Origin of the sequence: Cupriavidus consociatus (genome assembly GCF_017814975.1) — a bacterium.
GTDB lineage: Bacteria > Pseudomonadota > Gammaproteobacteria > Burkholderiales > Burkholderiaceae > Cupriavidus > Cupriavidus consociatus.
The window spans coordinates 1-22,633 of the sequence record NZ_JAGIQA010000032.1 but is presented as its reverse complement, the minus strand read 5'-3'; the positions used below and the strand labels follow the sequence as shown (position 1 = coordinate 22,633).

Sequence of the window (22,633 nt, the reverse complement as noted above, 5' to 3'; positions counted from 1 at the left end):
TGCACCGACGCTTTGGATTTCATTAACGCTGCGGAAAGCCGGGCGGGCGGGTACAGGATTCTCGACACACACATTCCAAGGCCATGGAACTCAGACATCTGCGCTATTTCGTCGCGGCAGCGGAAGAGGAGCATTTCGGTCGCGCCTCGGACCGCCTTTTCGTCACACGTCCTGCGGTTTCGCAAATCATCGCGGATCTGGAGGATGAACTCGGGATAGAGCTCTTCGAGCGGCAAGCGCACAAGGTCAGGCTGACTGCGGCAGGGCAAGCCCTGCTTCCCCGCCTGCAAAGCATGATGAATGACCTAAACCAGGCAATTACCCTGGCCAAGCAAGTGGGCGAAGGCAAAGTGGGCGGGCTCAGTATCGGCTACGGCTCGCTGACGCTGTATCACCCGCTCTTCCGTGCCGCGATCAAGCGATTCCTGGAGTATCACCCAAACGTCGCGCTCACACTGGTCGAGATGCCGACCTCGGATCAGGTCAAGGCGGTTCTGGACGGCAAGGTACAGGCCGGCTTCATGCACTTCGGCCCGGACGCGGGCGCCCGCAGGAAACAGCGGAGGGGCACCACTCATGCCGAGGGCGAGGCTTCACTGGAACGCTATGTGATCCAGACCGGAGGGCTTGGCGTGGTGGTACCCGCCGATCATCCTCTCGCAAAGCGTAGGTCCGTTTCGCTCGCCCAGCTCGCCGGCGAGCGCTTCGTCGTGGTTCCGAAGTCCAGCGTGAGCCCAGGCTACGGCCCGTTATTCGCGCTATGCCAGGAGGCAGGATTCGAGCCGCTGGTCGTGCAAGAGGTTCACTCCATCGCTTCACAGATGAACCTGATATCGGTCGGTGTCGGTATCGGCCTGACCGTGCTTGGAAAGGACTTCACGTATCCGTCTGGGTTGGTGGTGGTCAAGCTCACGGATGTGAACTACAGGACCAGCTTCCAGCTTTGCTGGCTCAAGGGGCGCACGGAGCCCGTCCTTCAGCAATTCATCGATGTCGTCAGCGAGCTTGCCGGCAATCGGGAGGCATTGGCGGAGGCGTCGGCGGGAGCGTAATAAAGCTAACAGGGCGGAAGCGCTGCCAGGGTTAGCGCAGCGCTCTCCAGAAACCTCTCGAGGCCCGGCGTAACGAGACCGGATTCCACACCAGCATGCCCCGCGCAGGCATGGGCAAACCGGCCAGCGGCACAAGGCGCACGCCGGCCAGGCGCATCCGGCGCAGCGTGTCGGGCACGATCGCCATGCCGCAGCCTTCCGATACCATCGACACGGTCGTCTTCCAGTTGCGCGTGTAGTGCACGATCCTTGGATGGATTCCCGCCTGGCTGAACAGCCCAATGACGGCATCATGGTTCGCCAGGTTCATCTGCCGCTCGAACATCACGAAGGGCTCTTCCGCGAGGTTGCGCCGATCTATCACGCGTTCCTCTGCCCGCGGATGGCCAACAGGAATGGCCGCCACCGGTGTGCCGTAGTGCATGTCTTCCGCGCGCACAGCTCAACGTCTTCGCGCAAGACAACGCTGCGCCCGGACCTGGGCACTCCATTGTCCTTTGTTGCCGGAAGCCCCTTGAACACGCTGGAGAATTTCCGGACGTCGCCGGTTCCTCCGCTGGCATGGCAATTGCACCCGGGAGGGCATGGTTAATGCAAGGTTGCCAGGGAAATGAAGACTGACAAGATGTCATTGCGGGGACTGCTCGCAAAGTGGGTTGGCTTCGACGCCGACACACCGGCCCGTGTGACACGTGTGCGTTCACCCAGCCAATGCACGGCCTGTGTACAGGTTGACGTGGCCCGTGCCTCTGGCGATTTGTCCCTGCTGTTCTTTCGCCACGCTGACGGCTCGTGGTCGGTGTTTCCCCCATCCGCGGCCAGATTTTGACGCAAGGCCGATAGCTCGCGCTTGCATAAATTCAGTCCCGGCCACCCGAGCGCGCCTCGGCGTCTTTCCACGAAATCCGCGAAACAGACAGCGTCCCCGAATGGTCGCTCAATCGCCGTCATACCTTGGGCCTAACCGGCAAGGCGGCAGAATAGCCAGGGGCAACGGGTCTTACGTCGGCGCCGCGAAAGCGGGCTTGGCACCCGCACCGCTTCTGCATTGGAAGCAGTCCCCTGGCCACGCGTCTCGCGCGGCGTAAGCGCGGGACGCGGGCAACAACACAATGACAATCAATGCCGGCGTTATCGGCGCGCATCCTCCGGTTGCACGCCGGCATAACCTTCGACCACCACAACGTCCCCGGTCGAACCTGTCTTGAGCAAGTCCGCGGCGATCTGATACTCCGGTGACCGGTAGCAGGCCAACGCAGTTTCGTAGTCGTCGAACTCTATCACCACCAGGCGCGACCGAAAGCTGCCTTCCACCACGTCTGCATTGCCACCCCGGATCAGATAGCGCCCGCCATACTTGCGATAGGCGATCTGGTTGGCCTCGCTGTAGGCTGCGAATTTCTCCGGGTCGGTGATCTCTACCTGGCCGATCCAATATCCCTTGGGCATGTGACTCCTGTCTGCGGTTAGATGTTGATGGCGATTACGGGATCAAAACGCTGGACCCCGTCGTCTTCCTGCTTTCCAGGGCGCGGTGCACCTGCACGGCGTCCGCCAGCGCATAGCGTCCGCCGATATTCGCCTTCACCGCACCGCTTTGCATCATGGAGAAGAGGTCGGCGGCCATGTCATCGAGATCTGCGCGGTGAGCGGCATAGTGGAACAACTGCGGCCGCGTGAAGAAAAGCGAGCCCCGCCTGGTGAATTCAAAGGCCTCGATCGGGGGCAGCGGCCCGGATGCATTGCCAAAGCTGACAAATGTGCCCAGCGGGGCCAGGCAGTCGAGCGAGCCGACATAAGTGTCCTTGCCGACGGAGTCATACACCACAGGCACCCCCGCCCCGCCAGTGATCTCGCGCACTCGCTGCACGAAGTCCTCGCGGGAATAGACGATGGGAAAGTCGCAGCCGTTCGCCCGCGCGAGTCCCGCTTTCTCATCGGAGCTGACCGTGCCAATGACCCTCGCGCCAAGGGCCCTGGCCCACTGGCAGACCAGCAACCCCACCCCTCCCGCTGCAGCGTGGACCAGGATGGTGTCGCCAGCCTTCACCCGATAGGCCCGGCGCAGCAGGTATTGCGTAGTCAGGCCCTGCAGGGTGATCGCGGCGGCCTCCTCGAAATCCACCCCCTCCGGAATATGGATCAACTCCCCCTCCGGCACCGACCGGTCGAGGGCGTATGAGCCTGGCACACTGCCGGCATACGCCACGCGGTCGCCTATCCGGAAGCTGGTGACGCCATCCCCGACGGCAGTGACCACGCCCGCTGCCTCCATGCCTATCCCGCCAGGCAGCGGCATCGCATACAAGCCCGAACGGAAATAGACGTCGATGAAGTTGACCCCCACTGCGTGATGCCGGACCTGGACCTCGCCGGCACGGGGTCCGGCAAGCTCCACTTCTGCCCACTGCATCACTTCCGGTCCCCCGGTCTCATGGATTCTGATTGCGCTGGTCTTACTCATGCCGCCGACTCCTCATACCCTTCGACCACGACAATGTCTCCTTGCGAGAAGGGTTGGCGCAGGGACATCGCTGCCCGATATTCGGGCGACCGATAGCAGGCCAAGGCGGTCTGGTAGTCTTTGAACTCGATCACCACCACCCGCGAACGCAGCGATCCCTCCACCACCTCCTTCTCACCGTTGCGGATGATGAAGTGTCCGCCGAATTGCTCGAACACGGCCTTGTTGGCAGCGATATAGCTCTTGTAGCCATCGACATCGCTGACGTCGACCAACGCGATCCAGTAACCTTTACGCATGACCGTTGCTCCTTACCGGCCTGCCTGCACGGGCTCGGCCGCCCGGCCGGCACGCGGGCATTGCGTGACAAGTTCGCCCAGCCTAGCGATACCCACCTCGATGTGCTCTGGTGGCACCGTGACAAAGGCGAGCCGCAGGGTATTGCTGCGCGGCGTGATGGCATAGAACGGTGCGCCAGGAACGAAGGCCACGTTGCTGGCGACCGCTGCTTCGAGCAAGGTCATGGCGTCGATGTCTTCCGGCAACTCGACCCAGATAAACATCCCCCCTTCCGGCCGGCTCCACCGTACCCCTTCCGGCATGTATCGCGTCAGAGCATCCAGCATGGCCGCGCAGTGCTTGCCATATAGATCGCAGACCGATGCGATATGGCTGTCGAGCATGCCGGTCCTGAGCACTTCGTAGGCCACTCGCTGCGTGAAGCTGGGCGTGTGCAGGTCGGAAGCCTGCTTTGCCTGCACCAGCTTCGCGTGGATCGCAGGGGGAGCCAGCATGTAGCCCAGTCGCAGGCCTGGCGCCAGGATCTTGGAGAACGACCCCATGTAGATCACGCCGTCCGGGTTCAGCGAATGCAGGGACGGCAATGGCGCACCCCGGTAGCGCAGCTCACCATAAGGATTGTCTTCGACCAGCAGGACCCCCAGCGCCCTGGCCCGCGCCGCCAGTGCCTCGCGGCGCTCCAGCGGCAGCCTGCGCCCGGTCGGATTCTGGAAGTTCGGGATTGTGTACAGGAACCTGGCGCCCCCCGCGAGCGCTTCGGTCAGTGCTTCCGGCTGCAGGCCCTGGTCGTCAGTCGGGACTTCGGTGTAGCTCGGCTCGGAAAGCGAGAACGCCTGCAAGGCACCGAGGTAAGTCGGCGCTTCCACCAGCACCTTGCTGCCAGGATCGATGAAGACCTTGGCGAGCAGATCCAGTGCCTGCTGCGAGCCCGTGGTGATCAGCACATTGGCCACGTCCACGCCGTGCTTCTCTGCCACCCACTGGCGCAGCGGCTGCAAACCCTCGGTGGGTGCGTACTGCAGCGACGCCGTAGGGGCATCGGCGAACAGGCGCTCGCTGGCGGCCTGCAGCGCCGCAACGGGGAAAGTCTGGGCGGAGGGAAGACCGCCTGCAAACGAGATGATTTCCGGCTTCTCCGTGAGTTTCAGAACTTCGCGGATGACCGAACTGGTCAGTGCCTGCGCCCGGCGTGAGAATTGGAAGTGGTGGCTTTTCATGTCAATAGTCTCTGTTGGATGCCCTGCCCTGTTTGCGTGGCCGCGCGCTTCACGCCGCGTTGACGTGGCCGCGTGACTGCCCGTCACTGTCGCTGTCACTGCCGGCCCCGTCCGCCTGCCCTCCCAGCGCCGCCAGCGCTGCGGCGCGCCGTGCGGCATGGGCTGCCATGGCGCGCCCCTTGACCGGGCCGAAGCCGCGAATCTCCATCGGCAGCGCCGCAAACTCGACCGCCTGCTGGAGCGTTTCCGGCGTGAGCCGCCAGCAAGCCTTGCGGATATCGTGGAAATACTCCGCGATGAGGCGTCGCTCCGCGCGCCGTTCGGCGGTGTAGCCGAAAACGTCCAGCGAGGTGCCGCGCAAGCCCCGCATGGCAGATACCGCCTTGAGCACGGGGAACACCCACGGGCCGAACTTGCGCTTGCGCGGCCGTCCGGTATTTGGATCGGTGCGGGACAGCAGCGGCGGCGCCAGCCAAATTGAGACCTTGTCCGCCTGCGAGAACTGGTGTTGCAACGATTCGCGGAATGCCGGCGCCGTGTACAGGCGGGCCACCTCGTATTCGTCCTTGTACGCCATCAGCTTGTAGGCACTTCGGGCCACCGCGGCGGCCAGCGCCTCGCTACCAGGCTTGGCTTGGTTTTCGGCCGCTTTCACCAGCGCAATCAGGTCGAGATACTTCTTCGCATAGCCATTGCCCTGGTACTCGACAAGCTGGCGTCGATGCAGGTCGATCAGCGCGTCCAGCGATGCCGCCGCCGGCTCCAGTGCCATCCCAGGCTGCGCGATACCATCCAATGCCTCCGGGCTGACAGCGGCAATGCGCCCCCAGTTGAACGCCGACTTGTTCATCTCGACGGCCGCGCCATTGCGCTCGATCGCTTGCTCGATCGCTGCGCGGCTCAACGGGACCAGCCCCTGCTGCCACGCGTAGCCGAGCATCAGCGTATGCGTGGGCAAGGTATCGCCGAAGATGCGTTGCGCGAGCGCGCCGACATCGAGCGCGTGGAACAATTCGCCCTTGCACCGGCTGCGAATCCGGTCATGCATCAGTCGCACCGGCAATACGGCATCGCGGTCGCGGATCACATCCGGGGTGGGCGTTTGGGCGAGGTTGAGGACGGCGGCAGTGCGTCCCGGCGCCAGCCGGGTCAGCGAGTCGACCGCGGCGGAGACCACCAGGTCGGCCCCAAGCAACAGGTCAGCCTTTCCTTCGCCGATGCGCGAGGCCGGAATCTGGAAGTCGGCCATGGCGATACGCACCTGGCTGACCACGGCGCCGTTCTTCTGCGCCATGCCGGTGAAATCCAGCACCGTCGCCGCCAGGTCATCGGCACCGGCCGCCGCGCCAAGCAACGCACCTATCGTCAGGACGCCGGTACCGCCGATGCCGGTGATATAGATGTTGAACGGCTCCTCCAGCGCCGGCAGTGCCGGCGCTGGCAGGGCTGCCACGAGCTCCGCCTCCCGGCTTGCCAGCGCGCGCCTGTCCGGCTTTTGCAGCGCCACGCCCTCGACTTCAACGAAACTGGGGCAGAAACCCCTGACGCAGGAAAAATCCTTGTTGCAGGCGCTCTGGTTGATGGTGCGCTTGCGCCCGAGCGCGGTCTCGAGCGGCTCGATGGAGATGCAGTTCGACTGCACCGAGCAGTCCCCACATCCCTCGCACACCTGGTGATGGATAAACAGGCGGCGATCCGGGTCCGGCACCTCATTGCGCTTTCGACGTCTGCGCTTCTCCGCCGCGCAGGTCTGCTCGTACACGATCGCAGTGACCCCCTCTATCTCCCTGAGCTGGCGCTGCACCGTATCGAGCTGGTCGCGATGGAAGACGTCCACGCCTGGTGCCAGCGCCTTCTCGCCCTGCCATCGCGAGGGATCATCGCTCACCAGCGCAATCCGTCCCACACCCTCCGCGTGCAGTTGCCGCGTGATGCGGGCGGGATCGTTCACCCCCTCCGCGGGCTGGCCGCCGGTCATCGCGACAGCGTCGTTGTAGAGGACCTTGTAGGTGATATTGGTCTTCGCGGCAATGGCGGCGCGAATGGCAAGCAGGCCGGAGTGCTGGTAGGTGCCATCGCCGAGGTTCTGGAACACATGCGCCGTCCTGGAGAACGGTGCCGCGCCGATCCACTGTGCGCCTTCACCTCCCATATGGCTCATCACCGTGGTCTTCAGTTCCGGCTGGGAGATCGCCATCACGTGGCAACCGATCCCGCCGCTGCTGATCGAGCCATCGGGCGTGCGCGTGGACGTGTTGTGGGGGCAACCGGAGCAGAAGTAAGGCCGGCGGATGGGGATGACCGCTGCAGACGGCTTCTTCGCGGCGGCGTCGAGCACGGCAAGGCGTTCCGGCAACCAGGCCGCGTCGATGCCGTTGGCCAGTACCCGCGCCACCAGCACACCGGCTACGCGGTGCGCGCTCAGCTCCGAGATTTCGGGCAGCAGGACCGCCCCATCCGCGTCAGTCTTGCCGGTCACAAGGGGGCACTGCGACGCCGGCCGGTGGAACAGCGCCTGCTTGAGCTGGGCCTCGACATTGGCGCGCTTCTCCTCCACCACGAGCACTTCCTGATGCCCTGCCGCGAATGCACAGGCGCCGTCGGTTTCCAGCGGCCAGCTCATCGCCACCTTGTAGACGGAGATGCCCATGGCGCGCAGGTCGGCATCGCTCAGGCCCAGATCGCGGCACGCCTGCATCAGGTCCTGGTGCGCCTTGCCGACGGTGATGATCCCAAGCCGCCTGTCGGGTGCCTCGACCACCACGCGGTCGAGCCGGTTGGCCCTTGCCCATGCGCGTGCGGCGGGAAGACGCTCTTCGATGAGGCGCCGCTCCAGTTCCGCGCGCTGGGCCGGCCAGGCCACGCCCGGGTCCCAGTTGAGCCCGTGGGCTGGCACGGCGAAGTCCGTCGGGTCAACATAGGCCGGCCAGCCGCCGAGGTCGACCGTGGCAGCGGTCTCAACGACCTCCGCGATTGTCTTGAGCGACACCCATAGCCCGGTGTAACGCGACATCGCTATCCCGGCCAGGCCAAGCTCGATGACCTCACGCACGTTGCCCGGCTGTAGAACCGGAATCGATGCCGAATGGAAGATGCCGTCGGTCTGGTGCGGAAAGGTGGACGACTGCGCGGCGTGGTCGTCACCGGAAACGGCAAGCACGCCGCCCAGTTTCGATGTGCCGAGCATATTGGCGCAGCGAAACACGTCACCCGTCCGGTCTACCCCCGGCCCTTTGCCATACCAGATGCCGAAGACACCGTCAGTCTTGGTGTCACCGAACGCCCGGTGCATCTGTGCGCCCCAAAGCGCCGTTGCCGCGAGGTCCTCATTGAGGCCGGGCTGAAACACCACGTCATGCGCAGCGAGTTGCATTGACGCTTTCCATAGCTGCTGGTCGTATGCGCCCAATGGCGACCCGCGATAGCCTGACACCAGCCCGGCGGTATGGAGGCCACGCACACGATCGAGCTCGCGCTGTATCATCGGCAGGCGAACCAGTGCCTGAATGCCTGTCAGGAACGTTCGCTGCTCGGCTGCTGCCGAACCCGATGCACTGGGTAACGTCGCTTGAGTAACCACGCGGACCTCCGGGGGGATTTCATCTTGAAAATGGATGAGTTAGTTTAGATTTCGGCCCCGACCGATCTGCACCAAAGTGAAGTACGTTTTGCTCGTTTTGTAGTACGTTTGAACTATCGAAAAGCTGGCACGCAGATCATATGAACTATGTCCACAATCTCGACAAAATCGACCTGCAGATCCTGCGAGAACTTGCGCGTGAAGGACGGCTGAGCTGGCGTGAATTGTCGGAACGGATCGGGCTGTCACTGACACCTACGCTCAAACGCGTACACAGGCTTGAAGAGCAGGGATATATCCGCGGCTATGTGGCGCAGCTAGACGAAGCCAAGCTGGTCGGCGGCCTCAACGTGTTTGTGGCGGTGACGCTTGAGAATCAGTCGGAAACTGCGATCGCCCGGTTCGAGAAAGAAATTGTGGTCGCCCCGGAGGTCATGAGCTGCTTCACGATGACCGGCGACGCGGACTTTATCCTGCGCGTGGTTGTGCCTGACATGGGCGCGTATCAAATCTTCCTGACTAGGACGCTGACGCGCATCCGGGGCGTCGAGCATATCCGGTCCAGCTTTGCGCTCAAGACCGTGCTGAACCGTACGTCCCCGATGCTCTAGCGTGGGATGAAGGAAAGCGTAGCTTCGCGCATCTCGAATCAGGCGCCAATGTTGCTTCCGTATCTTCGCCCAAGCATTGATCGAACAGCACGACATCGACCTCGTCGACCGGCCCCAATATTCGCTTGGCTATCTCCCTTGGCCCTCGCCCGATCTGCTATTGGGACGCTGGTGGAGAGATCAAGCCGTTTCACCATACTCGTACACCTGCCTCGGGAGAAAGGCTATGGGTCGACTACCCGGACGAAGAATAGCCCCGCACTGGCTGGCTATGGATGCCGTCGAGCCGGTGGCGACTGGGCTGCAGCACGTCAATACGGCACCAAGTGGTACGGCAACCATCTCGGACCATTCAAGACTCCCGCGAAGGAGACAGACCCGGGTCACATGCCCCCTAACTTCTACTATGACCAGCAGGCGTTTATCGCGCAGCGCCAGCAAGGCAAGGCATGGACATGGTCTGGCGCACGCCCCCACGACATCTGCGGCTTTGCATCGGCACCCCGATGAATCTGGTCATGGTCCTGGCGGTATATGCCACCCTTTCCAAGGCGCTAGGGCTACCGTTGCGCCACCCGGGATCGGAGGGCAACGCGCGCGCACTGTACAACGTGACCGACAGTGGGTTGCTGGCACGCGCCTGCTTGTGGATGGCGACCGATCCGGCAGCCGCCAACGAGCCGTTCAACGTTACGAATGGCGACATCTTCCGCTGGCACGACTTGTGGCCGGCCATCGCGCGGTACTTCGACATGGAGACAGCTCCGGCCCAGGAAATCGATCTGGTGCAGATGATGGCCGACAAGGGGCCGCTGTGGGAGCAGCTGGTCAGGGAGCATAATCTCCGGCCGATCCCGTACGAGCAACTGGTGGGCTGGAAGTACGGAAACTTCGTCTTCACCCCGGAGTTCGACGTGATCTCGTCCACGACCAAGGCCCGCCAGCACGGCTTTAGCGAGGTCGTAGACTCGGAGGGCATGTTCCTGCGCCAGTTCGACGAACTGCGCGCGAACCGGATCATTCCCTAGGACCGGCAGCGGGTTGCGCCGCCGGCTCGCGCCTCCGGTTAGCGCGGCGCCGGCACCTCGCTTTTCTCTTCCTCGATCATGCTCAGGCGCTTGTAGAGGTATGAGCGCGAGATCCCCAGCTCTTCGGCAACACGCTTCTTGTTGCCGCCTGTACGCCGCATTGCCTCGATGATCAGCTCCGATTCCAGCCGCTCCTTCGCTTCACGGATGTCGGGCTGTCGAGGCTTCTCCGCGCCGGCAGCCGGGGCGCCGCTCTGGCGCCACGCCAGCGCCTGCTCCGCGCCTTCCATGCTGCCGAAGTCGGCGACCGCCAACACCGGGCCGTCGCAGAAGATTGCTGCGCGCTCGATTGCATGCTGCAACTGCCGGATATTGCCCGGCCAGGCGCGCGACTGGAGAAAGCGGATCGCGGATTCAGCAATCGACTTCTTCGGCGCGCCGTGCCGGATCGCAAAGGCCTCCAGAAAGGTATCGGCCAATTCCGGGATGTCCTCAAGGCGGTCGCGCAATGCCGGCAGCCGCAGCGTCACCGCGCTGATGCGATAGAACAGGTCCAGCCGGAAGCTGGAGTTGGCGATCATCGCCTTGAAGTCCCGATTGCTGGCCGATATCAGGCGGAAATCCGAATGCCGGGCGCGATCGCCCCCGACACGCTCGAACTGCCCATCCTGCAGCACACGCAGCAGCTTGACCTGCATGTCGATCGGCATGTCGCCGATTTCGTCGAGAAACAGCGTGCCGGTATCCGCAGCTTCGAACTTGCCCTTGCGGCCTTTGCGGTCCGCGCCCGTGAAGGCGCCGGGCTCATAGCCAAACAGTTCGCTCTCGACCAGGTTAGGCGGCATCGCCGCCGAGTTCACCAGCACCAAAGGCTTGTCGCTGCGTGGGCTCAGCATATGGATCGCGTGTGCCACCATTTCCTTGCCAGTCCCGCTCTCGCCCGCCAGCAACACCGGTACATCCAATGGCGCCACGCGCAGGATGTCCTCTTTCAGCCGCCGCACGGCATCGCTGCTACCCACGATCTGATCCAGGCCATAGCTTCGGTTGCGAATGCCGGACAACTCCCTGCGATAGAAATCGAGTTCCTGCTTGACCTTTGCAAGCTCGCCGGTGAGTTCGCGGATGGCCTCCGGCCCCTTGAACATTACCTGCCCGATGGCTGCGACGACACGCTTGTTTCGGTCGAAGATCGGCAGCCGAGACACCACGCGGGTCACGCCATTCATCTCCTGCAGCTGCGCCACCTGCCCCTTGCCGGTCGCCACCACCTCCTGCAGCTTCGTGTTCTCGATCACCGATGTCACGTGCCGACCGATCGCCTCGCCATGCTTGAGGCCGAAGAACTTCTCGTGCACCGGGCTCATGTACGTGATGCGCGCCGATGTATCAACCACCACCATGGCCTTGTAGGGATCGGTAATGAAATGCCTGAGGATGTCCGGTGCTGCCTCCACGCTCGCCAGGAATTCGCTCAGTTCGTCGCCCTCCTGCACGGCGAAGATCAGGAAGCACACCGAGTCGCGTGTCGGGATGGCCGCGACCGTCAGCGGGCGTTCCAGATCGGCCATGGCCGACAGCCTTTTGAGGGGCACGCGGTCGCGGTTCTTCCATACCCCGCCCAGCGACCTGGCAACCAGCGAATCCCTGCCGAGCCCGCTGGCGAATGTGGTGTTGCCCTCGGCATCGAGTACGAGGACTCCCTCTGATTCACGTTTCATGTCTCCACCACGCTTGGTCTGTTGTATGGAACGTTGTGTCTTCGGCGACTACACAATTGCCTTCTCGATGATCGGCAAGAACACTGCGAAGACAGTTTCATTCTAAGCAGTTTTCTGCAGCTCGTCGGCCTTCCGATCCGCTGCAAGGCCGCAAAGGCAGGCAGCGCCTATGTCTCCAGATAATTCCCCCGCTTCCCCGCAAGTTTCGCGCCAGGGCGTTGGCACATCCTTTGCAGTATGTCCGTCACTTGCGTAGAACCGACCCGAAATGGACACCCTGAAGACACTTCCGTTCCAGACACCCGGCGCAGGCCTTTCCTGCCTGCGGGGTATTCGCGTGCTTGACTTCACCACCTCGGTGGCGGGCCCCTACGGCACGCTTTTGCTTGCCGATCTTGGTGCGGAGGTGCTCAAGGTGGAAAAGCGCCATGGCGGCGACGACACGCGCAGTTGGGGGCCGCCGTTCCTGGACGGTGAGTCGCTATGGTTCCTGAGCATGAACCGCAACAAGCAGAGCATGACCATCGACCTCACACGCCCGGAGGGCCAGCGGGTGGCGCATGAACTGGTGCGCAACGCCGACGTCGTTGTCCTCAACAGCGCGCAGCGTGTGCAGGAAAAGCTCGGCCTCGACTATGCGACGCTCAAGGCCATGAACGGCAGGCTGATCCATGTATCCGTAACCGGGTTCGGGCTCGAGGGCGATCGCGCCGACCTGCCCTGCTACGACCTGATCGCCGAGGGCTACTCCGGGGTCATGCATCTGACCGGCGAGGCGGATGGGCCGCCCCAGAAGGTTGGCACCCCGGCCGCCGACCTGCTGTCCGGCCAGGACATCGCCATGGCCACGCTGGCCGCGCTGTTCGAACGGGAACGCACGGGGGCCGGAAAGCAGATCGATGTGTCGATGGTGGCAACGATGGCGCGGTTCATGGCGCCGCGGATCGTGCCCTATCTGGGCTCAGGCGAGGCGCCGAACCGCTCGGGGGGTACCGATTCCGTGATTGCCATCTATCAGGTCTTCGATACCGCGGATTTCCCCATCACGCTGGGACTCGGAAACGACGCCATCTGGCAGCGCTTCTGGGCGGCGGTCGGGCAGCCAGACTACGCGCGGCAAGTGGGATTCGAGACCAACGCGCGCCGCCGCGAAGCGCGCCAGGCAATCGTGCAGACCATTGCCAAACTCCTTGAGACGGAACCACGCCAGCACTGGCTCGCGCTGTTTGCCAGGCACCGCATCCCGTCCGGACCCATCAACAGCATCGATCAACTGGCCGACGACATCCCGCTGCGCGAGAGCGGCATGTTCTTCGCCACCCAGGGCGTTGCCGGCCTGGTGCCGCAGGTTGGCCTGGGCATTCGCTTCGACGGTGCCAGTGCCGTGCTCCGCAACCCGCCGCCAGCGCTGGGCGAGGACACGGAGCGCATTCTCAGGGAAGAACTTTCCATGTCCGCGACGTGCATCGCGGGCCTCATCGACTCAGAAATCGTCTAAACAGGAGACACGATGTCCTATACCGAAATTCTCTACAAGGAAGACGGCCCCATCGGCACGATCACGCTGAACCGTCCCCATGACGGCAACATGTTCACCGAAACCATGTGCCATGAGATCCGTGACTGCATCAACGCGATCCGCCGCGAAACCCGCACCCGCGTCATCGTGATCACCGGTGCGGGCGACAAGTTCTTCTGCACCGGCGGACGCAAGGACGGGATGCAGGACACCACGCTCTACGCCGGCGTGCTGCCGACGCTGGAGATGTACGAGAGCATCGACCGTCTGCAAAAGCCCGTCATCGCCTCGGTGAACGGCTTTGCCGTCGGCGGCGGCAACGTGCTGCAGGTGGTGTGCGACCTCACCATTGCCAAGGAGTCGGCCATCTTCCGCCAGGTTGGTCCGATGGTCGGCAGCTTCGATGCAGGCTATGGCACCTGGTACCTGGAAGACCTGGTGGGGAAGAAGCGCGCCAAGGATATCTGGTACCGCAATCCCAAGATCACGGCACGCGAGGCGCTGGAGATCGGCCTGATCAATCGCGTGGTCCCGGATGAGCAGCTGGCCGAGGCCACGCGCGAGTATGCGCTGGAGGTGGCCGAGCGCGGCGCGTTTGCGCTCGCCTCGCTGAAGAGCGCCTTCAACGCGCGCCATGGCGGTGTCAGCGGGCTGTCCCGCATGGCGCACGACCTGCTGCTGCGCGGCTATCTCGATACCAGCGAACACGACGAGCTGGCTGCGGCGTTTGCCGAACGCCGCAAGCCCGATGCTTCCAAATTTGGCCATTGATGCCCGGGTGAAGATCATGCAAAACATCCTGACGCTGCACAATCCGCAGAACGCGCGGGACTACTACCTGTCGGGAATCTGGCAGCAGGAGACGCTCTACACGCTGGCCCGGCGCCATTCACGGGAACGGCCCACGTCGGCCGCCCTGCGCGACGCCGATGTCCGGCTGACCTGGCGCGAAGTGGTCGACTGGGTCGACAGCGTAGCGGAGGCGCTCCACAGGCAGGGCCTGAAGCCGGGCGACCGCGTCGGCATATGGCTGCCCAACGTGGTTCAGGCGACCATCGTGTTCCTCGCCTGCTCTCGCAATGGCTACGTCTGCTGCCCCTCGCTGCACCAGAACTACACCGTCGACGAGATCTGCACGCTGCTTAACCGCATCCAGTGCCGCGCGCTGTTCGCGATGCCCGGCTACGGCGCCGATTCGGATCGCAACTCGATCTTCGGGCGTGCCGCCGACATTCCGACGCTCGCCGCCATGTTTGCCATGCCCGGCCAGGCCAGTGGCGACCTGACCCTGCCCGCCGACGCTCATCCGTTTCCCGATCGCCTGCCGCCGGCGGCATTGTCGACACCGGACCTGAACCCGGACAAGATCGTCTACCTGGCCTTTACGTCCGGCACCACCGGCCTGCCCAAGGGCGTGATGCACAGCGACAACACGCTGCTGGCCAACGGGCGCGCACTGGTCGACGATTGGGGACATTCGGCCGATACCACGGTGCTGACGCTGAGCCCGATGAGCCACCACATTGCCACCGTGGCCCTGGAACAGGTGCTGGTGGCGGGCGCGGAGCTGGTCATGACCAACCTGCGTGCCGGCAAGCACGCCCTGGAGTGGATCATGGAAACCGGCGCCACCTATGTGATGGGGGTGCCGACCCACGCCATGGACATCCTGCAGGCCGTGCGCGACCGCAACCTGACCTCGCTTAGCGAAGTCCGTACGTTCTACATGGCGGGCTCGGCGATCCCGCGTGATGTGGCGCAGAAGTTCCTGACGCTCGGCGTCACGCCGCAGAACGTCTACGGCATGACCGAGAACGGTTCGCATAACTACACCATTCCCACCGATACCGCGGACACCATTGTGTCGACCTGCGGCCGCGCGTGCCGCGGATATGAAGTCCGCCTGTGGAAGCAGGACAACTGGGACGTCGAGGCGGAAGTGGGCGAAATCGGGGAGATCGGCGGGCGCGGTGGCTTGCTGATGCTGGGCTACTTCAGCAACCAGGTCGCCACGGAAACGTCGTTCAACATCCATGGCTGGTTCATGAGCGGCGACCTCGGGATCATCGACGAGAACGGCTGTATCGTGATCGTGGGGCGCAAGAAGGACCTGATCATCCGCGGCGGCCACAACATTCACCCGGCCCATATCGAAGAACTGGCCATGCGCCATCCCCTGGTCGAGCGCGCAGCCGCCTATCCCGTGCAGGACGAGCGACTCGGCGAGAAGGTCTGCCTGTCGGTCGTGATCCGCGCGGGCCAGGCCCTGGAGCCGGCCGACATGCTGGCGTACCTGGCCAGCTGCGGCCTGTCCAAGTACGACATGCCGGAGTACTTTCTTGGGCTGGACCAGTTCCCGCTGACGGCAAGCGGCAAGATCCTGAAGCGCGACCTGGTCGAGATGACCATGCGCGGCGAACTGAAGCCGGTGCCGGTCCGCTACAAGGCCCGCGCCACGGCAGGAGCATGACCATGTCGATCGACATCAAATTTGACGGTCCGTACGCGATCCTCACGCTTAACCGGCCCGAAGCCCGCAACGCGCTGCAGTTCACCATGATCGAAGCGTTGTCCTACACGCTCGATCAGGTGGCGGCCTCCAGCGCCCGGGCGCTGATCGTAACCGGCGCAGGCCCGAAGGCGTTCTGCGCCGGCGCCGACATCAAGGAACTGATGGACCGCAGCCTGATGCAGCAGCGCCAGGGCGCCCAGCTCGGCCAGCGTACTTTCGACAAACTGGCCAAGCTGGCGATTCCGTCGGTCGCCGTATTGCACGGCTATGCCTTTGGCGGGGGGCTTGAGCTCGCCATGGCCTGTACTTTCCGTATTGCGACGGTCCAGGCCCGCATGGGCCTGCCGGAGATCAAGCTCGGCCTGATCCCGGGCTACGGTGGCACGCAGCGCTTGCCGCGCCTGGTTGGCGAGGGCCGGGCACTGGAGATGGTGATGTCCGGGCGTACGGTCGATGCGATCGAAGCCGAGCGCGTCGGGCTGGTCAATCGCGTGGTTGCCCACGGTGAGCCCGCCGAACTGGGCAAGGCTTTCATGTCCGAGTTCATCGGCTATAGCCGTTGCGCCTCGCAGTTTGCGCGCGAGGCGGTGGTTCGCGGCTTGGCAACCACACTTGAGGCCGGGCTCGAGATCGAAGCGGATCTGTCCACGCTCGCTTATCAGACCGATGACGCCGTCGAGGGCATGCACGCCTTTATCGAGAAACGCACACCGGAGTTCAAGGATGCCTGATTTCACACAAGGCGCCGTCATTGTGACCGGTGGCAGCCGGGGTATTGGTGCCTCCATTTCCGTGGAACTGGCACGCATCGGCCTGCACGTGGCCTGCGTTTCGCGTTCGGGCGAACTGCCTGACGCCCGCTCGCTCGATGCCGAGGCACAAAAGCGGCTGGCGGCACTACGCTGCGATATCACCGATGCCGCTTCCGTCGCCACGGCGTTCGCCCAGGTGCCCGCACTGTTCGGCAAGCCGATCGTCGGCCTCGTCAACAACGCCGGCATCCACCTGCAGGGGCCGTCCGCATCGTTCCCGATCGCTGACTTCGAACGCGTGATGCGGACCAACGCCTCCTCGGTCCTGCTGGCCAGCCAGGTGGCCTACCCCTACCTGCGCGAGGCCGGCTCGGCGCTGATCGTCCACATCGGCTCGTTCTACGACAAGCTCGGCGTGCGCGGCAATGCCGCCTATTGCGCGTCCAAGGCTGCCGTGGGCGCGATCTCGCGCTGCCTGGCTGTCGAATGGGCCCGCGACGGCATCCAGGTTGTCAACATCGCGCCCGGCTATATCGAGACCGACCTGAACCGTGGCGAACTGAACGAGGGTGCACTCCAGGCATTTCTCAAAAAGCGCATTCCCGTCGGAGGCCCCGGCCAGTCTGACGATATCGGACACCTTGCCGCCATGCTGTTCCGGCTGCCCGGGCGTTTCCTGACGGGTGAGACGCTTTATGTCGATGGCGGCCAGGGCATGGCGCTGTAGCCGCCGCCCAGCCGCTACACGGCCCCACTAACGGAGGAAGACATGAACATGCTGGACCGGATGGACGCGCGGCTGCCGCTGTCGTCCGAGGAACGCATGCTCCTCGACAGCGTCAAGGAGCTTTGCAACACCCAGATCGCGCCACGCGCGGCCGAGTACGACCGCAGCGGTGCGTTTCCCTGGGAGAACGTGAAAGCCATCAACGAGCTGGGCCTGAACGCCATGTTCATCCCCGACATCTATGGCGGCGCGCAGTTGTCGTTTATCAGCTACCTGGCTTGCGTGCGGGAGATTTCCAAGGCTTGTGCCTCGACCGGCATCGTCTGGGCGACGAACTTCCACGCCATCAAGCCTTTGATCGAGTACGGCAGCGAAGAACAGAAGAGCCGGCTGTTGCCACGCATCGCCGACGGTGGCCTGGCGTCGCTGGCCATCACCGAGCCCTCGGCGGGATCGGATGCCACCGGCATGCGCACCAGCTTTACCCCGGACGGCGACGACATCGTCATCAACGGCGGCAAGACCTTCATTACCAACGGCGACGTGGCCGACCTGTACCTGGTGTTCGGCAAATGGTCCGAGATCAGCGATCCCAAGGCAGCCATCTCCGTGCTGATTCTGGAAAAGGGCACCGAGGGCCTGCGCGTCCTCGGCACCGAGCACAAGATGGGCACGCGCGCGTCCAGCACCGCCAGCCTGGCCTTCGACGGTTGCCGCGTCCCACGCGCCAACCTGATCGGCGCGCCCGGCGAGGGCCTGAAGATCCTGTTCGGCTCCCTGAACCGCTCGCGTCCCAGCGTTGCGGCGCATGCCCTGGGCATTGCCCGCGCGGCATTCGAGGATGCAGTCGACTACATCAATGAGCGGCGCCAGTCCGGCAAGCGGATCCTCGAGTTCCAGGGCATCCAGTTCATGCTGGCAGACCTGGCAACGGAGCTGGCGTTGTGCGAATCGTGGCTCTGGCGCGTGGGCGAGATGGTGGATAACGGCGACCAGGATTTCGGCATCGAAGCCTCGATGCTCAAGCAGCGCGCCACCGACGCGGCCATGCGCATCACCACGGATGCCGTGCAACTGTTCGGCGGCTATGGCTACTGCAACGACTACCGCGTCGAGCGGCTGATGCGCGACGCCAAGATTACCCAGATCTGGGAAGGAACCAACCAGGTGCACCGCCAGCTGATCGGGCGCAGCTTCCTGAAGAAATAGGAGACGGACGTGACAACCATCAAAACCGTCGGCGTCGCGGGCGCCGGCACCATGGGCGCGGGCATCGCCATCGTTGCAGCCCGCGCGGGCTTCAAGACCATCGTATTCGATGCCCGGCAGGAGGCGCTGGACCGTGCCCGCGGCCAGACCGAAGCGTTCCTGAAGAAGTCCGAGGAGCGCGGCAAGCTACCGGCCGGCGCCGCAGCAGCGGCCTTGTCGCGCTGGGAAGGCACCACCGCCCTGGGCGACCTGGCCAGCTGCGACATCGTCATCGAAGCCATCTTCGAGGATCTGGCGGTCAAGCATCAGCTGTTCGGCCAGCTCCATGAGGTCTGCCCGCCGGACACGATCTTTGCATCCAATACGTCAACGATCTCGATCACCGAGATTGCTGGCGGCTCCGGCCGGCCTGACCGCTTCGTTGGCATGCATTTCTGCCTGCCTGCGCAGCTGATGAAGCTGATCGAGATGTCACCTGGCCTGGCCACCTCGGAGGAGACCTTCAAGACAGCATGGGCCTTTGCCGAGGCGATGGGCCAGAAGCCGGTGGCCACGCAGGATACGCCTGGCTTCATCCTCAATTACTTCCTGATCCCGTTCAACAACGATGCGATCCGGCTGGTGGAACAGGGTGTCGCCGAGCCGGCCGATATCGACACCGCCATCAAGACCGCGCTCGGCTACCCGATGGGCCCGCTCGAGCTGCTGGACCTGGTCGGCATGGACACCCAGAAACTGCTGTGCGAAGCCATGCATGGCCTGACCCACGAGCCGCGCGCCGCCTGCCCGCCACTGGTGCGCCGCATGATCGCCGCCAAGCACCTGGGCAAGAAGACCGGCCAGGGCTTCCACACCTACGGCGACACCAAGATGTTTGGAGCCTGATATGCGCTACGAAATCGTAAAAGCTGGCGAGAGCCGTTCCTTTCCGGTCCCCCACCCGTTCCTCGAACAAGCCGCGCCACAAGGCGAAGGACTGTTCTACCTGGGCTCGGAAGCCGGGAGCGCCTTCGGCAATGGCGCAGGACACGCATCGCGGACGTTCGTTGCCATTGAACTGGGTACCGAATGCCTGGGCTCCTATACGGGCGAGCACCGTGGGGAAGAAGGCTCCAATGTGGTGGGATTTGCCCGCTTCCGGCTGGGCGACGCCGACCCGAGCCCGCTGGTGGAGCTCGTCAGGCAACCGGGCACGCACCCTGCGGCGATCGAAGCCGCCAGGGCGGTGTTCCAGGCGGCAGGGCTGGTGGTCGCGGTATGCAACGACTTTCCTGGCCGCATCGTCGACAGGCTGATCCGCCCGTACTTCAACGCGGCGTTGCGCCGCCTGGACGAGAAGCTGGCCAGCGCCGATGACCTGGACAAGACCTTGTGCCTGGGCCTCGGCTACCCGGAGGGCCCGATCTCGCTGCTGGAACGCACCGGCCTGGCGCACCATTTCCGCGTCACCCAGGCGCTGCACGAAGCCCTCGGCCAGGAGCCTTACGCGCCGGCGCGGCGCGCGCGCGTCGCCGCCGAGCATGAAGAACGGGTAAAGCGAGGCTTGTCATGAGTCAACCGCTGACCGGCGTGAAGGTGCTGGACTTCAGCACCCTGCTGCCCGGACCGCTGTGCTCGCTGCTGCTGGCGGAGGCGGGCGCCGAAGTCATCAAGTTCGAACGCCCCTGCCGGGGCGACGAAATGCGCGCGTACGAGCCGAAGGTCGATGACGACAGCGCGAATTTCGTGCTGCTCAACCGGGGCAAGCTGTCCGTGGCCATCGACCTGAAGTCGCCGGAGGCGCTCGGCCAGCTGCTGCCGCTGATCCGCGAGGCCGATGTCCTGATCGAGCAGTTCCGTCCCGGCGTCATGGATCGCCTGGGCCTGGGCTACGCCGCGTTGGCTGAAGTCAACCCGCGACTGGTCTACTGCTCGATCACCGGCTTCGGCCAGCACGGTCCGCGCGCGTTGGAAGCCGCGCACGACCTCAACTATGTGGCGGCGTCCGGCACGCTGTCGCTGACCGCGGGCAACGATGGCGCGCCGGTCCTGCCGCCTGCCCTCATCGCCGACATCGCCGGCGGCACCTATCCGGCGATGATCAATATCCTGCTCGCATTGCGTCAGCGCGACCAGACCGGCAGGGGCGTTCACCTGGACGTGGCCATGGCCGACAACCTCTTCACGTTCCAGTACTGGGGGCTTGGCAATGGCGCGCTGGGAGACTGGCCCGCACCGGCATCCGGGCTGGTCACGGGCGGCACGCCGCGCTACCAGGTCTACCGTACCGCGGATGGGGCCTTCCTGGCCGCGGCGCCGCTGGAAGACAAGTTCTGGGACAACTTCGTCGAGCTGGTCGGGCTGGAAGCCAACGCGCTGGCGAAGATGTCACCACACCGGGCCATCGAGGCCGTCGCTGCCGCCATTGCCCGGCATCCGGTTGCCTATTGGGAAGACCGCTTCGCCGGACAGGATGTCTGCACAAGCCGTGTCGTCAGTCTGGAAGAAGCCCGGCACGACCCGCATTTCCGGGCGCGCGGACTATTCAGCCGCACCGTTACCACCACAGCGGGCGGGACCCTGCCGGCCTTGCCGGTACCTGTCGATGCTGCTTTTCGTAGCCCGGATCGCTCCGCCGCTTCACCGGCCCTGGGCGCGCATAACCAACTTCTGAATCGCTAAGGATCAGCCGACATGAAAGCCATCGTCATTCAGGAATTCAATGCACCAGATGCCGTCACCGTAGGCGACCTTCCCGACCCGCGCGTTGGTGACGGCGACGTACTCGTCGAAGTCCGTGCCGCCGCCGTCAACTATCCAGACGTGCTGGTGGTGCAGGGCAAGTATCAGATCCTGCCGCAACGTCCGTTCGCACCGGGAAAGGATGCCGCCGGCGTGGTACGGGCCGTCGGTGCCAACGTGACTCATGTCCAGCCCGGCGATCGCGTCGTAGCGCAACTGGAATACGGCGCGTTCGCCGAACTCGTCAGTGTGCCTGCCGATTCGTGCTTCCGCATTCCGGATACCATGCCGTTCGAAGACGCGGCCGCCATGGGCCTGGTCTATCAGACCGCCTACTTTGCCCTGGTGGAGCGCGGCGGATTCCGTGCCGGCGAAACCGTGCTTGTCACCGGCGCTGCCGGCGGCGTCGGCTCGGCGGCCATCCAGATCGTCAAGGGTCTGGGTGGCATCGCGCTCGCCGGCGTCAGCGGCGCCGAGCACGCGCAGGCGGCACAGCAACTGGGCGCCGACGCGGTGATCGATCTGTCCGCCCCTGACCTGCGCGAATCGCTGCGCGAGCAGGTGCGTAATGTCACGTCTGGCCACGGCGCCGATGTGGTGCTCGACACGCTCGGTGGCGATGTCTTCGATGCCGCGCTGCGCGCGATCGCGTGGTGCGGCCGCGCCGTGGTCATCGGCTTCGCGGCGGGCCGCATTCCCGAGATCAAGGCCAATTACCTACTGGTCAAGAACATCGCCGTAAGCGGCCTCCAGTGGAGCGACTATCGCGATCGCCAGCCGGAAAAGGTGCTGGCCGTGCAGCAGGAAATCTTCCGGCTGTATCAGCAAGGTGCGCTCAAGCCGAAGATCGCCGGCGCCCTGCCCCTCGCCCGTGCCGGTGAAGCACTGGCGCGGCTGGCCTCGGGACAGGTATCCGGCAAGTATGTGCTGACACTGCACTGAGCTCGCCAGACCGACCCCGGGCGCATGCCATGCCCGTCTGCAGCCGTGGAACGTCCCACGGCTGTCGTGCTTTTTGCGCCCCCCCATTTTCCCGCTCTCCGGAACATCATGAACACAACCTCTTCCTCAATCCCCGTCATCGACACGCTGGGCATCGTCGGCACTGGCGCCATGGGCCGCGGCATCGCGCAGATCGCCGCCCAGGCTGGCCTGACCGTCAACCTGTATGACGCCAACCCGCAAGCTGTGGCCGCCGCCCGCCAGTACCTGCAGGACAC

The 22,633-nt window shown here is 64.2% G+C and carries 21 protein-coding genes and 1 pseudogene; 15 read left to right on the top strand and 7 right to left on the bottom strand.

The features are described 5' to 3' along the window. Positions 1-83: 83 nt before the first annotated feature. Positions 84-1,052, top strand: a complete 969-nt coding sequence (locus tag J8I82_RS31300) for a LysR substrate-binding domain-containing protein (RefSeq protein WP_209763455.1) — start codon at positions 84-86, stop codon at positions 1,050-1,052. A gap of 31 nt (positions 1,053-1,083) precedes the next feature. On the opposite strand, the gene J8I82_RS31295 is transcribed toward J8I82_RS31300, so the two are convergent. The 6 genes from J8I82_RS31295 to J8I82_RS31270 all read right to left on the bottom strand — a co-directional run bounded on the left by J8I82_RS31295 (position 1,084) and on the right by J8I82_RS31270 (position 8,613). Continuing rightward, positions 1,084-1,476: a LysR substrate-binding domain-containing protein gene (locus J8I82_RS31295; RefSeq protein ID WP_209763454.1), complete on the bottom strand. Its 393-nt coding sequence runs from the start codon at positions 1,474-1,476 to the stop codon at positions 1,084-1,086. A 707-nt stretch (positions 1,477-2,183) separates the two neighbouring features. Continuing rightward, positions 2,184-2,501 (bottom strand): DUF1330 domain-containing protein, encoded by a 318-nt coding sequence (locus tag J8I82_RS31290; protein ID WP_209763453.1) that lies wholly within the window; start codon positions 2,499-2,501, stop codon positions 2,184-2,186. A 34-nt stretch (positions 2,502-2,535) separates the two neighbouring features. Further along, positions 2,536-3,516 carry a quinone oxidoreductase family protein gene (locus J8I82_RS31285; protein WP_209763451.1) on the bottom strand — a complete coding sequence of 327 codons (981 nt, stop codon included), beginning with the start codon at positions 3,514-3,516 and terminating at the stop codon, positions 2,536-2,538. Then, entirely contained in the window at positions 3,513-3,815 is a 303-nt protein-coding gene (locus J8I82_RS31280; RefSeq protein ID WP_209763450.1) for a DUF1330 domain-containing protein, read from the bottom strand. The genes J8I82_RS31285 and J8I82_RS31280 overlap by 4 nt, the downstream gene beginning before the upstream one ends. 12 nt (positions 3,816-3,827) lie before the next feature. Further along, positions 3,828-5,033: an aminotransferase-like domain-containing protein gene (locus J8I82_RS31275; RefSeq protein ID WP_209763449.1), complete on the bottom strand. Its 1,206-nt coding sequence runs from the start codon at positions 5,031-5,033 to the stop codon at positions 3,828-3,830. A 49-nt stretch (positions 5,034-5,082) separates the two neighbouring features. Continuing rightward, on the bottom strand, positions 5,083-8,613 hold the full coding sequence (locus tag J8I82_RS31270; protein WP_209763448.1) for an indolepyruvate ferredoxin oxidoreductase family protein: 3,531 nt from the start codon (positions 8,611-8,613) through the stop codon (positions 5,083-5,085). 140 nt (positions 8,614-8,753) lie between these two features. Between J8I82_RS31270 and J8I82_RS31265 the strand changes: the two genes are divergently transcribed. From J8I82_RS31265 to J8I82_RS31260, 3 genes and pseudogenes are all read left to right on the top strand, one after another. Beyond that, a complete protein-coding gene (locus J8I82_RS31265; protein ID WP_209763447.1) occupies positions 8,754-9,224 on the top strand; it encodes an Lrp/AsnC family transcriptional regulator in 471 nt (156 codons plus the stop codon). Between the two features lie 138 nt (positions 9,225-9,362). Further along, positions 9,363-9,500 (top strand): annotated as a pseudogene (locus J8I82_RS39725) (IS30 family transposase); the annotation flags it as partial. Between the two features lie 173 nt (positions 9,501-9,673). Then, on the top strand, positions 9,674-10,252 hold the full coding sequence (locus J8I82_RS31260; protein ID WP_209763446.1) for a Rossmann-fold NAD(P)-binding domain-containing protein: 579 nt from the start codon (positions 9,674-9,676) through the stop codon (positions 10,250-10,252). 38 nt (positions 10,253-10,290) lie between these two features. Here J8I82_RS31260 and J8I82_RS31255 read toward each other — a convergent pair whose 3' ends face one another. Beyond that, positions 10,291-11,973: a sigma-54 interaction domain-containing protein gene (locus J8I82_RS31255; protein ID WP_209763445.1), complete on the bottom strand. Its 1,683-nt coding sequence runs from the start codon at positions 11,971-11,973 to the stop codon at positions 10,291-10,293. 268 nt (positions 11,974-12,241) lie between these two features. On the opposite strand from J8I82_RS31255, the gene J8I82_RS31250 reads away from it, so the two are divergent. The 11 genes from J8I82_RS31250 to J8I82_RS31200 all read left to right on the top strand — a co-directional run. Further along, positions 12,242-13,471 (top strand): CaiB/BaiF CoA transferase family protein, encoded by a 1,230-nt coding sequence (locus J8I82_RS31250; RefSeq protein ID WP_209763443.1) that lies wholly within the window; start codon positions 12,242-12,244, stop codon positions 13,469-13,471. A gap of 12 nt (positions 13,472-13,483) precedes the next feature. Further along, positions 13,484-14,263: an enoyl-CoA hydratase-related protein gene (locus tag J8I82_RS31245; protein ID WP_209763442.1), complete on the top strand. Its 780-nt coding sequence runs from the start codon at positions 13,484-13,486 to the stop codon at positions 14,261-14,263. Between the two features lie 16 nt (positions 14,264-14,279). Next, positions 14,280-15,962, top strand: coding sequence for a class I adenylate-forming enzyme family protein (locus tag J8I82_RS31240; protein ID WP_209763441.1), 1,683 nt, complete (start codon positions 14,280-14,282; stop codon positions 15,960-15,962). Positions 15,963-15,964: 2 nt separating this feature from the next. Further along, positions 15,965-16,735, top strand: coding sequence for an enoyl-CoA hydratase/isomerase family protein (locus J8I82_RS31235; RefSeq protein ID WP_209763440.1), 771 nt, complete (start codon positions 15,965-15,967; stop codon positions 16,733-16,735). Beyond that, positions 16,728-17,483: an SDR family NAD(P)-dependent oxidoreductase gene (locus J8I82_RS31230; protein ID WP_209763439.1), complete on the top strand. Its 756-nt coding sequence runs from the start codon at positions 16,728-16,730 to the stop codon at positions 17,481-17,483. Before J8I82_RS31235 ends, J8I82_RS31230 begins: the two co-directional genes overlap by 8 nt. 42 nt (positions 17,484-17,525) lie before the next feature. Next, positions 17,526-18,692 (top strand): acyl-CoA dehydrogenase family protein, encoded by a 1,167-nt coding sequence (locus tag J8I82_RS31225; protein ID WP_209763438.1) that lies wholly within the window; start codon positions 17,526-17,528, stop codon positions 18,690-18,692. A gap of 9 nt (positions 18,693-18,701) precedes the next feature. Then, positions 18,702-19,577, top strand: coding sequence for a 3-hydroxyacyl-CoA dehydrogenase family protein (locus J8I82_RS39415; RefSeq protein WP_209763437.1), 876 nt, complete (start codon positions 18,702-18,704; stop codon positions 19,575-19,577). A gap of 1 nt (position 19,578) precedes the next feature. Further along, the gene (locus J8I82_RS31215; RefSeq protein ID WP_209763436.1) at positions 19,579-20,244 is read left to right on the top strand and encodes a 3-hydroxyacyl-CoA dehydrogenase family protein; all 666 of its coding nucleotides are present in this window, start codon (positions 19,579-19,581) and stop codon (positions 20,242-20,244) included. Beyond that, the gene (locus J8I82_RS31210; protein WP_209763434.1) at positions 20,241-21,353 is read left to right on the top strand and encodes a CaiB/BaiF CoA transferase family protein; all 1,113 of its coding nucleotides are present in this window, start codon (positions 20,241-20,243) and stop codon (positions 21,351-21,353) included. Before J8I82_RS31215 ends, J8I82_RS31210 begins: the two co-directional genes overlap by 4 nt. Positions 21,354-21,365: 12 nt before the next feature. Then, the gene (locus tag J8I82_RS31205) at positions 21,366-22,355 is read left to right on the top strand and encodes an NADPH:quinone oxidoreductase family protein (protein ID WP_209763432.1); all 990 of its coding nucleotides are present in this window, start codon (positions 21,366-21,368) and stop codon (positions 22,353-22,355) included. A 108-nt stretch (positions 22,356-22,463) separates the two neighbouring features. Further along, a partial coding sequence (locus J8I82_RS31200) for a 3-hydroxyacyl-CoA dehydrogenase NAD-binding domain-containing protein (RefSeq protein ID WP_245180331.1) occupies positions 22,464-22,633 on the top strand: 170 nt, incomplete at its 3' end.